The sequence below is a fragment of the Cohnella zeiphila genome, assembly GCF_014212055.1.
Taxonomy (GTDB): Bacteria; Bacillota; Bacilli; order Paenibacillales; family Paenibacillaceae; genus Cohnella; species Cohnella zeiphila.
In genome coordinates this window covers 44,320-58,852 of sequence record NZ_JACJVO010000051.1, presented here as the reverse complement: position 1 = coordinate 58,852, position 14,533 = coordinate 44,320, and the positions used below count along the sequence as shown (strand labels likewise).

General features: G+C 59.5%; 14 protein-coding genes. 7 read left to right on the top strand and 7 right to left on the bottom strand.

The window, feature by feature from the left end; translation table 11 throughout:
- Positions 1-52: 52 nt before the first annotated feature.
- Complete coding sequence (locus H7C18_RS32225) at positions 53-493, bottom strand: SRPBCC family protein (protein ID WP_185133238.1); 441 nt, start codon at positions 491-493, stop codon at positions 53-55.
- Between the two features lie 23 nt (positions 494-516).
- The gene (locus tag H7C18_RS32220; RefSeq protein ID WP_185133237.1) at positions 517-1,422 is read right to left on the bottom strand and encodes an AraC family transcriptional regulator; all 906 of its coding nucleotides are present in this window, start codon (positions 1,420-1,422) and stop codon (positions 517-519) included.
- Between the two features lie 156 nt (positions 1,423-1,578).
- Here H7C18_RS32220 and H7C18_RS32215 point away from each other — a divergent pair, with 156 nt between their 5' ends.
- The 3 genes from H7C18_RS32215 to H7C18_RS32205 are packed head-to-tail and all read left to right on the top strand — an operon-like array spanning position 1,579 to position 4,097.
- Positions 1,579-2,199, top strand: coding sequence for a carbohydrate-binding family 9-like protein (locus tag H7C18_RS32215; RefSeq protein ID WP_185133236.1), 621 nt, complete (start codon positions 1,579-1,581; stop codon positions 2,197-2,199).
- Between the two features lie 40 nt (positions 2,200-2,239).
- Complete coding sequence (locus H7C18_RS32210) at positions 2,240-3,082, top strand: sugar phosphate isomerase/epimerase family protein (protein ID WP_185133235.1); 843 nt, start codon at positions 2,240-2,242, stop codon at positions 3,080-3,082.
- A 1-nt stretch (position 3,083) separates the two neighbouring features.
- Positions 3,084-4,097: a Gfo/Idh/MocA family protein gene (locus H7C18_RS32205; RefSeq protein ID WP_185133234.1), complete on the top strand. Its 1,014-nt coding sequence runs from the start codon at positions 3,084-3,086 to the stop codon at positions 4,095-4,097.
- Between the two features lie 180 nt (positions 4,098-4,277).
- Here the strand turns inward: H7C18_RS32205 and H7C18_RS32200 are convergent, their stop codons facing one another.
- Positions 4,278-4,643, bottom strand: coding sequence for a hypothetical protein (locus tag H7C18_RS32200; protein ID WP_337914017.1), 366 nt, complete (start codon positions 4,641-4,643; stop codon positions 4,278-4,280).
- Between the two features lie 133 nt (positions 4,644-4,776).
- On the opposite strand from H7C18_RS32200, the gene H7C18_RS32195 reads away from it, so the two are divergent.
- Positions 4,777-5,004, top strand: coding sequence for a cold-shock protein (locus tag H7C18_RS32195; protein WP_185133233.1), 228 nt, complete (start codon positions 4,777-4,779; stop codon positions 5,002-5,004).
- An 88-nt stretch (positions 5,005-5,092) separates the two neighbouring features.
- On the opposite strand, the gene H7C18_RS32190 is transcribed toward H7C18_RS32195, so the two are convergent.
- A complete protein-coding gene (locus H7C18_RS32190) occupies positions 5,093-5,950 on the bottom strand; it encodes a helix-turn-helix transcriptional regulator (RefSeq protein ID WP_185133232.1) in 858 nt (285 codons plus the stop codon).
- 184 nt (positions 5,951-6,134) lie between these two features.
- Here H7C18_RS32190 and H7C18_RS32185 point away from each other — a divergent pair, with 184 nt between their 5' ends.
- Positions 6,135-8,018, top strand: coding sequence for a beta-L-arabinofuranosidase domain-containing protein (locus H7C18_RS32185; protein WP_185133231.1), 1,884 nt, complete (start codon positions 6,135-6,137; stop codon positions 8,016-8,018).
- 93 nt (positions 8,019-8,111) lie between these two features.
- Here H7C18_RS32185 and H7C18_RS32180 read toward each other — a convergent pair whose 3' ends face one another.
- Genes H7C18_RS32180 through H7C18_RS32170 form a run of 3 tightly spaced genes read right to left on the bottom strand, consistent with a single transcriptional unit; the run spans position 8,112 to position 11,396 of the window.
- Positions 8,112-8,933, bottom strand: coding sequence for a phosphate/phosphite/phosphonate ABC transporter substrate-binding protein (locus H7C18_RS32180; protein ID WP_185133230.1), 822 nt, complete (start codon positions 8,931-8,933; stop codon positions 8,112-8,114).
- Positions 8,934-8,969: 36 nt separating this feature from the next.
- Positions 8,970-10,097 carry an acyl-CoA dehydrogenase family protein gene (locus H7C18_RS32175; protein WP_185133229.1) on the bottom strand — a complete coding sequence of 376 codons (1,128 nt, stop codon included), beginning with the start codon at positions 10,095-10,097 and terminating at the stop codon, positions 8,970-8,972.
- Between the two features lie 39 nt (positions 10,098-10,136).
- Positions 10,137-11,396 carry a sulfurtransferase TusA family protein gene (locus H7C18_RS32170; protein WP_185133228.1) on the bottom strand — a complete coding sequence of 420 codons (1,260 nt, stop codon included), beginning with the start codon at positions 11,394-11,396 and terminating at the stop codon, positions 10,137-10,139.
- Positions 11,397-11,714: 318 nt separating this feature from the next.
- Here H7C18_RS32170 and H7C18_RS32165 point away from each other — a divergent pair, with 318 nt between their 5' ends.
- Positions 11,715-12,515 carry a response regulator transcription factor gene (locus tag H7C18_RS32165; RefSeq protein WP_185133227.1) on the top strand — a complete coding sequence of 267 codons (801 nt, stop codon included), beginning with the start codon at positions 11,715-11,717 and terminating at the stop codon, positions 12,513-12,515.
- Positions 12,516-12,536: 21 nt separating this feature from the next.
- Positions 12,537-14,384 carry a sensor histidine kinase gene (locus H7C18_RS32160; RefSeq protein ID WP_185133226.1) on the top strand — a complete coding sequence of 616 codons (1,848 nt, stop codon included), beginning with the start codon at positions 12,537-12,539 and terminating at the stop codon, positions 14,382-14,384.
- Positions 14,385-14,533: the final 149 nt, after the last annotated feature.

Genomic DNA, 14,533 nt, shown 5'->3' with positions numbered 1-14,533 from the left:
CAGATCGGTCTAAATGGCGGATTGAGCTGCGGAGAGGCAACTTTCCGACGGCTCAATCCGTTCTCAACTCTTGCTCCTTTTCCCGTACGACCTCGACGAACAGCCGCAGCAGCTCGGGATAGATCCTGTTCGTCGGCCGGCCGACGAGCCATGCGTACAGCCAGCCTAAAGCTCCGCCGAAGATCAGATCGTGCGTGATGCGCAGCATGCCGGGGCCGATCCGCTCGAACGTGCGGTCGAACCGCAGCTCACCTCCCGGCATGGGGACGATGCAAGAGTAGCCCTTGTCCCGCCGGACTTCCACGATCCGGAACGCGGACCATACGCCGCCCTTCTTCGATCTCATCTTCCCGGCAGTTCCGGCGGCAAAAGGGCCTTCCAGCGCCGCTTCAATCAGCTCCGTATCCCACCTCGGCCATGAAGGCACGTCCGACCATGCGAGCCATAATGCTTCTTCGGAGACATTCGCCACGATGCCGTTGGAAAATTTCATGCCCGCTTCCTCCCATTCGTGAATTACAAAATTCGCGACAGCTTCCGGTAATCGGTCGGAGAGATGCCTTCGTGACGGCGGAACACGCGGCTGAAGTAGTGGATGTCGCCGTACCCGACGCTCTCGCCGACCCTCTCGACCGACAGGTCGGTCTCGCGCAGCAGCCGCCGGGCTTCGCGGTGCCGGACGGCATGGACGAATTCGCCGGGAGAGAGGCCGGACGCCTGCTTGAATAGCTTGGCCGCGTGGTCCAAGCTGAGATGGAGGCTGCCGGCCACGTCCCGGTTCGTCCACGGCCGGGCAGGCTCGGCTTCGATCGCCGTCATCAGCGCCTGCAGCTTCGGGTCGTGCGGGGAGGCGGCGTCGGGCCGGCCGCGCGGCAGACGCGCGAGCTGGGCGAGCAGGCTCAGCATAAGCGCCTTGCACGCCAGCTCGTAGCCGACGGGCCGCATCGCGAACTCCTGAACGATCTGCTCCATCGTCTGGACGAAGACGAGCGGAACCGTATAGACGGCGGCGGAGGACAGCGGCGGAAAGGCGTCGGACAGCGCTTCGCGGGCGAACTTGTCCGGCTGCGGCGAGTCTTCGTTCACGATCATGTCCGATTCGGTCTGGATGTCGAGCTCGTCGAAGAAATCGAAGTGGATGCCGAGGAAACGGGCCTCCGGCTCCGAGACGACCTCGTTGCGGTGATAGACGCCTGACGGCAGGAAAATCAGCTGCCCTGCCGCGATCGTATGCCGCTGCCCGCGCATCGTCGTCGCCGCTTCTCCCTGGCTGACGTACAGCAGTTCGAAATCGTAGAGCCGCCGCTGCGTCAAAACGCCGGTCGACATCCGCTGATGCCGGGCGTAGTGGACGCTTGGCGACCATTCCCGGAACGGCGCGCGCCGCTGCAGCGGATAGCCGCCGTCGGAACGGGACTCCATACGTTTCCCTCCCATCCAGGATCACGGAATGATCCACATAATCGCTTTTCCCGCTAAAGAAAATCGGCACCTGATCTTTTACAATATAGCTATTATTGCACAATCGCATGACCCCGACAATAGCACGGAATCAGTCAAATGAAGGAGAGTGCGGAGTTGTCCGAACTGTATTCGTGCCCGAGGGCCCGGTTCGTTCGCCCCGGAGGCGGAGATGAAACGGTCGACTGGAGCGAATGCGCTTCCGTTCTTCTGGCGCACGCGGCGACAGGCCAACCGCCGCGGGAAGAGACGCAGGTGCAGTGCTGCTGGAGCCCCGATCGCTTCTACGTCCGCTTCCTGTGCCGGGATACGCATGCGGCGTCGAAGTTCGAGAACCGGGACGACCCGCTGTACGAGCAGGATGTCGTCGAACTGTTCCTCGACGAGGAAGGCTTGGGCCGGAAGTACTTGGAGCTCGAAGTCAGCCCCCGCAACGTCGTGTTCGACGCTTGGGTCGAGAACGACGGTGTGGACCGCGTCACCAAGCTGGACAAGGAGTGGGACCTGGAGGGACTGCGGACGTCCGTTCGCCTGACGGATTCGGATTGCCGCGAGTATCTGATCTCCATTCCCGCGTCGCACTTTGCGGCTCCGCTCGTTTCGGGCGTCCGGTGGCGGGCGAATTTTTACCGGATCGACGAGGACGCGGCGGGTGTAAGGGAATTTCAGGCATGGCGGCCGACGGGGAAAATCAATTTCCATATCCCGTCCCGATTCGGCACGATTGAGCTGGCGTAAGCGACATTTTCGATTTTCATAACGAGGAGGAGAAGGTGGCATGAAAAAGGGCATCAACATCTGGTCGTTCCGGGACGGAACGCCGGTCGCGGACTGCATCAAGCTGGCGAAGAAGGCCGGCTTCGACGGCATCGAGCTGTCTCTGAACGAGGAAGGGGAGCTGGGGCTCGGCTCGACGGAGAAGGACCTTCGCGACATCCTGGCCCGTCTGGAGGAAGCGGAGCTCGGCATCGCGGGTCTGGCGACCGGCCTTTACTGGTCGTATCCGATGACGAGCGAGAACGCGGCAACCCGCGAGAAGGCGATCGACATCTGCAAGAAGCAGCTTGATTTCGCGGCGGTTCTCGGCGTCGACGCTATTCTGGTCATTCCCGGGGCGGTCGGCGTGGACTTCATTCCCGGCGCGGAAGTGGTCGACTACGAGCGCGCTTACGATCGGGCGCTCGACGCGATCTCGAAGCTGGCTCCTTACGCGAAGCAGACGGGCGTCTCCATCGGCATCGAGAACGTCTGGAACAAGTTCCTGCTGTCGCCGCTGGAGATGCGCTCTTTCCTCGACGCGGTCGGCTCCGAATTCGTCGGCTCTTACTTCGACGTCGGCAATACGGTGTACAGCGGCTATCCCGAGCACTGGATCCGCATTCTCGGCCATCGGATCAAGAAAGTTCACTTCAAGGACTACCGCCGTCAGGCGGGCGGACTGCACGGATTCGTGGACCTGCTGGCGGGCGACGTCGATTACCCGGCGGTCGTGGCGGCGCTTCAGGCGATCGGCTACGACAATTACGTGACCGCGGAGATGATTCCGCCTTACAACCACCACTCGGAACAAATCATTTTCAATACGTCCGGCGCGATGGACGCGATACTGGGGAGGAACTGACATGTTGAAAATCGGGCTGGTCGGCTTCGGCTTCATGGGACGCATGCACTTCGACAACTACGTTCGGCTGATGGAGGAAGGAGCGGACTTCCGGCTCGTCGCCATCTGCGACGTGCAGATCGAGCAGCTGAAAAACTCGAAGGCGAACGGCAACATCGCCACGGAACAAGAGGTGTACGACCTGTCGCCGTTCCAATTGTACGACGACATCGAGAAGATGCTGGCGTCGGAAGAGCTCGACGTCGTGGACATTACGCTGCCGACCGATCTGCATGCCGAATTGACTTGCGGCCTGCTGGAGCGGGGATATCACGTGATGTGCGAGAAGCCGATGGCGCGAAGCCTGGAAGAAGCCAGCAAGATGGCGGAGACGGCGGCCCGCACGGGCAAGACGCTCATGATCGGGCAGTGCCTCCGCTTCTGGCCGGCTTACGAATATTTGAAGGCGTGCGTCGAAGACGGAAGATACGGCGCCGTGACGGCGGGATCCTTCTTCCGCGGCTCCGCCGCGCCGCAGGGCTGGTTCTTGAACGGAGAGCGCAGCGGGGGCTGCATGCTGGACATGCACGTTCACGACACGGACATGATCCATTGGCTGTTCGGCAAGCCGGAGCGGGTATCCTCGATCGCCCGCAACGTCATCCCGGGCAGCGCATACGACACCGTCTCGACGAACTACGCCTACCCGGACGGCAAAGTGGTGAATGCCCAAGCCGACTGGTCGCTTCAGGGGGATGTCGGCTTCTCGATGACGTTCCGGGTCAACTTCGAGAAAGCCACTCTCGTGCTGGCCGGAGACGAATTGAAGGTGCATCCGGCGGGGGAGACGGGCTTTGCCGCCGAACTGTCGCCGGATATGGGCTACTATCGCGAGCTCAAGTATTTCCTCGATTCAGTCGCGAGCGGCAAGCCGGTGTCGGTGTGCACGCCGGAGAGCGCGGTCGGCTCGATCGCGATCGTCGAGGCGGAGATCCGCTCGGCCGATCAGGGCGGCGTGCCGGTCGCGGTATCCTGAGCGAACGGAATAGCGCTCCAATTAGAGGCGCTTCCGGCATCGGCCGGGAGCGCCTCTTTTGGCGTGCATCGACTCGCTCCCTCCGGGAGGACCCGATGTAACGGAGGTTTTTGGCACGGTAAGGAGCGGATAAGCTTCGCGCTCCTCCGCTTCGTTATCGGCCGGGCCGGTTCCCGCCTATTAGCCGTTATATTCCGCAGTCGCTTGGTCGAGCATCGCTTTCCAATTCGTAAAGTGGGTTTCCCGGTCCACATGCCGGTCCATAAGCTCGTCGGGGATGTTGTTCAGGTCCTCTTGCGTCTTGGCCGTAAAATTTCCTTTATGGAGAAATTCCTCAAAGCTCTTAAGGGAAGAGCAGCGGCTCATGAAAGCTTCGTTGAACAATTCCTCCAGGGCAACCTGCCGTTGCTCGCCCTCGGACGACTTTGCTCCTTGCAGCTCTTTCAACAACTCGTCAAATGAAATCGGTTTGTTTTTTTTCTTCAGTCGAATCACCTCTTCCAACAATATAAGCTTTAGAATACCACATTCGTTTGCTTTATGCATTACTTTGTGTTATATTTAGTCTTTAAATCACATGTTGCAAAGGGTTCACTTGCGCGCGGGAACCTTTCTCATCATGTGAATTTTTGTTTTATGCCGAAATAACAGGCCAATCGATTTTAAGGAGGAATTCACCATGGCTTATCGAAGCAAACCGGTAGAAGATCTCCCTCACGAGGACACCAAGATTTGGACGTGCGAGAATAAGGAATGCAACGGCTGGATTCGGGACGACTTTGCGTTCGCGGACGTGCCCGTCTGCCATCTATGCCATTCTCCCATGATCAGCAGCGTGAAAAACTTGCCGCAAATCATAAATCCGGACAAGGACATAAAGTCCAAGAGTCTCGGGGTTCGAATTTAGCCATTATCGGATTTCGACGAGAGCATACGACACCTGAACCGGTTCTTTCCGTGGAGGTGTCGTATTTTTTTTGTTTCTTCCGCTATCTTCATCTCTCCCGGAACTGCTTGCGGAACGCCGCTGGCGTCATGCCGGCCAGCCGGCCGAAGCAGCGGACGAAGTAGGGGAAGGAACCGAAGCCCGATTCTTCGGCGATCCGTCCGACCGCCTCGTTCGTGTCGATCAGCAGCCGCTTCGCCTGCTCCACCCGGTAGCGGGTCAAATAGTCGAGCGGCGTGCAGCCGTACACCCTTTTCATGCAGAGGGAGATGTAGTTGGCGTGAAAATGAAGCGCGTCGGACATCTTCCGGTAGGTGAAGGCCGCCTTGTAATTTCGGCGCAGGAAGGCGGCCGCCTCGTCCGCGATCGTCAGATAGGAGCTGCCCGGAGGAAGCTTCGTCTCCTCCCGGAGCCGAAGCAGCAGCTCCTGGAACAGCAGCTGCCGCCGCCAATGCGAGGGGGCTGACGAATCTTCCTGCATCGCCGACAGTTGGCGAAGCTGAGCGAAGGCGGGTTCGGGGGAAGGCAGCGTCCCGGACCTGGGCAAATAAATCGCGAACTGATCCATGGCGCGATACGTTTCTTCGGGTCCGGAGCCGCCGGCCGGTTCTTCCGATTCGGCCTCGCCCCAGAGGCCGAGCGTCTGAAAGTGGGCCCAATAGAAATGCGTCTCTTCCCGGCAGGGCTCCGTCGTCCGATGCGCGCGGTCCGGCCGAAACAGGGCGAACGAACCGGGGCCGATCGTCAGCGGGACGTTCTCCTCCGCTATGTGGAGGCAGCCGCGGGTCACGAGCAGCAGATCGAAGACGCCGATGCCGGAACGGTCGGCGTGCTTGCCGCCGATCGGGTAGGTGTCTTCTCCGCATAGGATGAAGTGCGGCAGAGGCGGAGATATAAATTGGAACATTCGTTTCCCTCCCGGGCTAGCGGATTTTCCTTTTATTATAACGGCTAATTGCGTCATTGACCTCTGCCATCATGTTGCGATCGGACAAAAACAGTGTGCGTTCGGATATCGGCGCAGGCCCCCGGACGGTGATATATTCGGATAGAAGGCCGGGAGATTGGGAGAAAAGCGAGGAGATAAGGTCATGGGCAGAAGAAGAACGGCATTCGAAACGCTGCCGCTGGGAGCGATCAAGCCGCGGCAATGGCTTCTCGATCAGCTGCGCATTCAAGCCGACGGTTTGACGGGGCATCTGGAGGAGCATTGGCCGGACGTCGGTCCGGACAACGGCTGGATCGGAGGCAAGGGGGAGAGCTGGGAGCGCGGGCCTTATTATTTGGACGGCTTGCTGCCGCTAGCTTACTTGCTGGAAGACGAGAAGCTGATCGCCAAGGCGAAGCGATGGGTGGAATGGTCGCTGGCCAGTCAATTGGAGAACGGGTCTTTCGGACCGGACCGCATCGAGACGGTCAATTCCGAGGTGAGCCGGGAATATGACTGGTGGCATTACATGATCATGCTGAAGGTGCTGACACAGTACGCGGAAGCGACGGGAGACGAACGGGTCGTGCCGTTCCTGACGTCGTACTTCCGTTACGTGCGCCGGACGATCGAAGTGAAGCCGCTTAAGGGATGGGCGGAAGCTCGCGGCGCGGAGATGCTGCTTTCGATCCAGTGGCTGCACCGGAGAACGGGGGATTCGTTCCTTCTCGAGCTGGCCGGCATCGTGGCGGCCCAGACGACGGACTGGACGACCGTTTTTCACGATTTTCCGTTCTGGCGCAAGGTGGAGGAATGGGATTGGAAAACGCACGTCGTGAACGTCGCAATGGGAATCAAGGCGCCGGGAGCGTGCTTCGAGCTGACGGGAGACGTTAGGGAGAAAGACGCCGTGCATCGCGGCATCGACAGCCTGATGACGTACCATGGACAGGCCCACGGCATGTTCTCGGGCGACGAATGGCTGTCCGGCACGCATCCGAGCCAGGGCGTCGAGCTTTGCGCCGTCGTGGAATACATGTTCTCCATGGAGCAGCTGACCCGAATATTCGGAGACGGACGCTTCGGCGATATTCTTGAAAAGGTGGCGTTCAACGCGCTGCCGGCGGCGATCTCCAAAGATTGGACTTCGCATCAGTACGATCAACAGGTGAACCAGATCCTGTGCAATGTGGCTCCGCGCCCGTGGAGCAACGGTCCGGAAGCGAATCTGTTCGGACTGGAGCCGCACTTCGGCTGCTGTACGGCGAACATGCACCAAGGCTGGCCGAAGCTCGTCTCGCACCTGTGGATGGGCGACGGCGATGGAGGACTGGCTGCCGTGTCGTATGCGCCGTGCGCGGTGATAGCCCAGGTCGGCGAGAAGGGCGAAGCCGAAGCCGAGCTGCAGGTGAGCGGAAACTATCCGTTTCGCGACACCGTCGACATATCGCTGAAGCTGAGCCGGCCGGCCCGGTTCGGCCTCAAGCTTCGCATTCCGGCCTGGTGCCAAGCCCCTGCCTTGACGGTGAACGGAGACCCGGTGCCGCTGCATTCGGTTGACGGCTACGCCGACGTGCGCCGAGAATGGCTAGACGGCGACCGGCTGACGCTGCGACTGCCGATGGCCGTCAGAACCGTCACCCGCAACCTGCTCGCCGTCAGCGTCGAACGAGGCCCGCTCGTCTACGCGCTGCCGATTCGCGAGAACTGGCAGCTCGTCAAGGAACGCGAAAAATTTCACGATTGGGAAGTATACCCGGGCTCGCCGTGGAAGTACGGGCTGCTGGCGGATACCGGCTTCGAGGTCGAACTGGCGGACATCGCCTGCCAGCCGTTCGACGCCGGCAGTCCTCCCGTAAGGTTGAAAGCCAAGGGTCAGCTTATTCGCGATTGGAAGATGGAAGACAACAGCGCGGGAACGCCGCCGATCCACCCGAAGACGGACGGCCAGCCGGTCGTCGACCTTGCGCTGGTGCCCTACGGCGGCGCCAAGCTCCGCGTCGGCGAGTTCCCGACGATCGGTCACCGGCTGGAAGCCAGGAGATAACAAAAGCACCCCCTGGATTGACGGGCATTGAGAGAGCATTTCTCAAACGTCCGTTCTAGGGGGTGCTCAGCCGTATACATGGGAATAACAAGCCTACAGGCCCTGGTCCGCCATGGCGTCGAACAGCACCCGATAGCCATCGAGTCCGGCGCCTTCGGCTTTCACCCATTCGTTCAGCCCTTCCATCTCCATCATGTTGCGGATGTCCGGATCGGCGGGGTCCATGGCAAACAGCAATTCGCGGAAACGCTCGGCGAGCGCATCGTCCAGGCTCGGCAGCGCCGTGAAATTGCAGTGGCTGTAGTCCGGCGACGTCCAAACGGCCCGGATCTCCCGAGTGTCGACCTGCCCTTGTTCAAGCAGCCGGATCCAGGTCGAATCGCCGACGGCGCCGGCGTCCGCTTCGCCTTCCCTCAGCGCGCGAACGACTTCAAGCTCGCTCGTGCCGGTGTCCCCGTGCTTGCCTACATCAAGATCGAAGCGCAGCAGCGTAAGATCTTTCTCGGGATCGATGCCGCTCGTCTTCACGTAATGATAAGGCAGGATCGCCGCCTGCCCGGAGTCGGCGCTGCCGAGCGCGAGCCGCTTGCCCTTCAGATCGGCGAGAGATTCGATGCCGCTGTCCGTCCGGGCAATGATCTTCGAGGTGAAGCCGATGTCCGTATCGCGCATGGCGAGCGCCTTCGCTTTTCCTTCGAGCCGGCGCTGAATGCGGACGTAAGCGACGTTCGTGTTCCAGGCGATGTCGATGAAGCCTTCCAGCAGCGCGTCCACCTGCGCCTCGTAATTGGAGAACAACACATAATCGAGAGCAAAATCGTGCTTGCGGTAATATTCGCGGATGATGTCCCAGATCGGAATGACTTTCGGGTCGTAGGCGACCGCCCCGATCAACAGCGTATGGTTTTGGCCCATGCCGGCGATGATTCTCCCTTCGTTGTCACTTCTCGCTTAAAATAGCGGAACGCCCGCGACCGACTTGCCCACCCATTCCTTCAGCACTTCCGTCGTCGGAGCCATGACGGCGCCGGCGCGAGCGTCGCGCAAGTAGCGCTCGACCGGCAGCGATCGGGTATAGCCCTGCCCGCCGCAAACCTGCATCGCGAGATTCGTCACGCGAATGGCTTGTTCCGAGGCGATCACCTTCGACTGCATGACGTGCAGAACCGCGTCCTCGTCGCCGCGCACGGCCTTCGCCGCCGCATTCCGCACGAACAGCGATGCCGATTCGACGGCGCCGAACATGTCGGACAGATAAAATTGAATCGCTTGAATCTCCGCCAGGCTCCGGCCGTCGGCGTATTTCCGCGCCTGCGCATGGCCGAGCGCCTGTCGGTACGCGCCCCGCGCAAGGCCGGCGTTGACGCCCGAGACGCCGAGAATGAACGTCGGGGCCACCACCTGGAAGATCAGCCCCATGCCGTCGCCTTCCGCGCCGACCAGCGCGGTCTGCGGCACGCGCACGTTATCCAGACGGAGCGAGATGCTGTTGTTGCCGCTCAGGCCGATACCTTCCCATACGCCGTCGAAGCGAGCGCCCGGCGAGCCGGCATCGACGATCAGCATGTCGAGCCCCAGCTCCGGGGACGATGCGTTCGTCACGACGATGAGAAAATCGGCTTTGTCGCCGTTCGTTACGAAGCTTTTGCGGCCGTTCAACACGAATTCGCCGTTGTCATGGACAGCGGAAATTTCGGGAGAGTAGAAGTGGGCGCCGGTGCCCGTCTCGCTGAACGCGAGCGTTCCGAGCTTCTCGCCGCGTGCGATCGGCCGCAGGTAGCGCTCCTGCTGCTCGGGCGTCGCCTTGGCGGAGACCACCGCCGTCGCGCAGCAGTGCATCAGGAAGCACATGGCCGTCGAGCCGCAGGCTTCCGCCAGAACTTCCGTAACGGCGGCGAGGTCCGCCACCGTTCCTCCCAGACCTCCGGCTTGCTCCGGTACGAGCAAGCCGAGCAGCCCGGCTCGGCCGAGCGCTTCAATCCCTTCCCGCGGGAAACGCCGCTCGCGGTCGATTTCGGCCGCCAGCGGGGCGACCGTTTCATTCGCAATTCGTTTCGTCAGTTCCAGAATGTCCGGCATTTACGTTCCTCTCCTCATATGAAATCGTATCTTTTCGACTTACATGAAATTCGGCGTATGCGACTTCGAGATCGCTTCCGCGGTTTCCCGGTCCAGCCCGATTTGAAGCAATCTTTGCACGCGATGCTCGTACATGACCGTTTTCAGCTTGCCGACCTGGATAAATCCCGCCTTCAACCGCCCGGGATCGCGGCCTCCGCCCGCCAGAATCGCGAGCGCCTCCATGACATGGGAGTTGTCGCCAGCATCCGCCCCGTTCAAGTACTCGTTCCGTTCGTCCGCCGCTTCGACAAGCGCCTTCGCCATGCCCGGATGCTGCTGCAGAATATGCCGGACATGACCGATTCCGTAAGCGACGTGCCGCCCTTCGTCGATCTTGGCGAGCGTGACGACTTGCCGGGTGACCGGGTCCGGAGAATGCTGCTCGATGAACGTCAGCAGATCGAGAAACGTCCCTTCGCCCAGCACATGAAGCAGGAAGGAAGATTTGAAGTAGTCCTCCTGGATGAAGAGACTGTGAAGAGACCGCTCCGTCAGCGTCGACGAATATTGCAGCCCGCCGCCGCCCGCCAGCGCGCGCTTCGTGAACGCTTCGATATGCCGGGACTCGTCCTGGATCAGAGTGGACAAATACATCAGCGCCTCGATGTAATGGGGATTGATTCGGGCCATGAACTTGGCGGGAATGTACAGCGCGGAATATTCGTTCTCGGCCAGAAACGTCATGATCTGGCAGACCGCCCATTCCAGGTCTTCCGGCAGCTGCGGCAGCGCCTCCCAGTCGATATCCTCCGTGGCGTTCCACTGTCCGGCCTTGGCCTGTTCGTACAGATCGAGCAGGTTGTCCGACCAGACATCGTCCTTCCGGTTCAGCGTAAAGCCGAAATCGGGTATGCCCGGCTCGGCGACCGCTCCGCGCGGCACGAAGCCGACATAGGAGGAGGCATGCTCGCGCAGCTCGCCGACCCGTCCCTCGAACCAGTCGCGGATGTCGAGCTTGCCGCCTTTGCGCAGCGGCAGACGGATGCCCCAATCGGGCTTGTCCAGCGCCGCGGTTCCGCTGCGGATGAGGAACCGGTAGTGGTCTCCGCCGTCAAGCGCCATCAGGAAGCGGTGCCGATGCAGCCGGCACCAGCTCTGCAGGTCGTTCTTGATCTGGGGGACCGTGCTGATCAGTTCGAGAATTTGACCTTGCTCCGTTCGCTGCAGCGCGTTCCGGACCAGCAGGAACAGATCCGGTCCGGCGGGAATATCGCCGAGATCGAGCTGCCGGTCGGGCGTCAGGCCGTGCACGTCCATTTCATTAGCTGTCGGTTCGTTAATGGCGGCTCTCTCCCATCTTGCCGTTTAGGTGACCAAGAAAAAACTGGATTTATTATACCATACCTCCCGCCGGTTGAGCGACGAAAGCCATCGGCTGCGCAAGCATTACAACCAGACAACAGATAAATACTCTTAACGGGAAAACTTCTGCCGATACTCCGAGGGGCTGATTGCTCTGGCCATTCATCCTGGCGTCCGTTCCGCCACAGGCTTGACTGCGCCCGGGATCTGTAATATAAGCTATGATGGACGGGCATGTTCATTCTTTAACTCAGGTTCGGAAGGATGGGGGTCATGTATAAACTGTTTATCGTTGACGACAATCCACTGGATCGCCGGGGCGTTGCGGGATTATTTCAATGGGAAACGCTCGGCTGCCAGGTGGCCGGCCTGTTCGCCAATGCGGTGGAAGCGCTCTCTGCAGCCGAAGCCGTCCGTCCTGATATCGTGCTAACCGACGTTCAAATGCCGATTATGAGCGGCATTGAGTTCGGACAGCGGCTCAGGGAGCGGCTGCCGGCGGTCGAGCTTATTTTTATGAGCGGCTACGACGAGTTCGTCTTCGCCCATGGAGCGCTGCAGCTTGAAGCGGCCGATTATGTACTGAAGCCGATCCGCAAGCCGGTACTGGAGGCAGCTGTCTTAAAGGTGGCTAGCAAGCTTGACCGAGTGCATACGTACGAACAGGAAAGAGCGCGGCTGCTTCGGCAGCTCCGGCAATCGGCTCCGCAAGAGCAGGTCTCCGCAGACGCGGACGGGGAGGAACTGCCGCATTACGAGCGGATCGTCAGCCAAATCAGATCCATTGTCGCGGCCCGCTTTCAGGAGGCGATAACGGTTCAGGAAATCGCCGACGAGGTTTTTCTCAGCCTGAGCCACGCCAATAATATTTTCAAAAGCAAAACCGGACAAAAAATTTTCGACTATTTGACCGATTTCAGAATGGAACGGGCAAAGTCGCTGCTGCGACATCCAGACTGCAAAATATACCAGGTGGCAAGGCAGGTCGGATATTCGAACAAATCGCATTTTTGCCTTGTTTTTAGGAAGCATACCGGCCAGACGCCATCGGAATACAAAGAACAGTTTATGTGACGGGGGAGAGCAGAATTCGCCATGAAGCGACCAGGATTTTTTCTCCGCCTTTTTTATCGGCTGCAATACCGGCAGAAGCTGCTGGCCGCCGTCCTGCTGCTCACACTGACGCCGCTGTTGCTGCTCTCTGTCATCTATCTGTCGTCCTATGCCGGCAACAAGCGGGATTCCATTCTGCAGTCGGAGAGTCGGCGGCTTGCCGGCGAAGTCGAAAATTTGGACAATAAATATTATTCTGCCATCCAGAAATCGGTTTACATAACTAATAATTTGCAAATTATTCAAACGCTTAAGGAAGATTATCGGGACGATTTGCTATCCTATATGAATAACCTTGGCAATGTTGAGGCCGTTTTGAAAGCGCTACGATCCGACGAGCTCCAGAGCCAAATTACGGTGTACGGCTTTAATCCATCCATTTACCGTACCGAGGGTATACGCAAAATTGGCGATCTCGATCCGGATATCCGGACTCGCGTTCTTACGAATGAGGACGACTACCCGGTGCGTTCGTTCCGCGTCTCGCCCGACAGCGGCCGATTGGAGGCGCATATATACAGCAAAATTATGGATTTCAACGAGACGCTGGCGATTACCGAGGTCGTGTTTCCGCTAGAGCAATCATTTGCCAAGCTGAAGGCGCTGCTGCCGTCCGGCAGCTTTATCCTGTACCAAGCGAAGGACGGCACAAGCTTCGCGGTCGGCGGCAGCAACGTCTCGGAAGCGGTGATTTCTGGAGCGGAGAACAGTGTTCCGGCCGATTATTACCGAGTTGCGTTACATTTGAAATCGGCGCAGGACGATCTTCTGCTGTATGTGGGCAAGACGTCTGTCCGATTGAGGGTGGATGGTCTGCTGGCCATTCCGCTTGTCATGTTGATCGGGCTGCTGCTGACGATTTTTTTCTCCATCCGCTTCGTCACATCGCTGCTGACCAGACGGCTCACCGCATTGACCGACAATATGCGCAGCGAGACCGATACGCTGAATTCATTCGGGACGGAGGGGGAGGAGTCAGGGGGAGACGAGCTCGGCCAGTTGGAGGGAACATTCCGCAAACTGGTCGTTCAGATTCGCGATTACTATCGCCTGTCGGCGGAGCATGATCTGGAGCGCGGATTGCTGGAGGCAGAGCTGCTGCAAGGCAATCTGAATCCACATGTGTTGTACAATACTTTGTCCGCGATCAAATGGGTATTCCCACACGAAAAGCTGACGGCGATCGTCGATGATATGGTCGACTTCTACCGCCTGTTTCTTAACCGGGGGGAAATTGTCGCTCCGCTAGACCAGGAGTTCGAGATGATTCGAAAGTATATGGAGATCCACAGATTTTCCTACGAATCCGATTTTACCTACGAACTGCTGCTGGAGGAGGAGGCGAAGAAGGCGCATGTTTTGCGGAACATGCTGCAGCCTATCGTCGAGAACGCACTGATCCACGGCGTAAATTCGCTTGCTTCCGGCGGTAAAGTGACGCTGATCGCCGGCAAGGAAGGAGATCATATCGTCATTGAGGTTACGGACAACGGGCCTGGTATGAGTGAATTGGCGCAAGCCCGAGTTCTCGGAGACGGAACGGTCTCCGCAAAAAAACAGGCGCAGCTTCCCGACGCGGAGGCGCCCGCCGGCCAGCCCGCAGTCGCCGGCGGCGGGCGAGGCCCGTCCGGGCCCGGCAGCGGCTATGCGCTCGCCAACATCCGGCGCCGGATCAAACTGTATTATGGCGAAGCGTACGACATGCGTTTAGAGTGTACTCCCGGAGGGGGAACAAAAGTGATTTTACGCATCCCATTCCGCCTCAAGGAGCAACTCCCGGTTAAACCCGCACCCATCTTTCCTGCCCCGCCGGTGTCTTCCTCGCGTTAATGAAAAGTCCGTTTTCGCTCAGCCCGCTGTTTGTCAGAGTCGGCTGAGCGGAGGCGGGCTTTTTTTGACATTATTGAAACACGAATCTCCGAAACGGCTCGCCGGGTCCGGGAGATCGAGCGAAACAAGCAGCAGCGCCCAGCCGATCG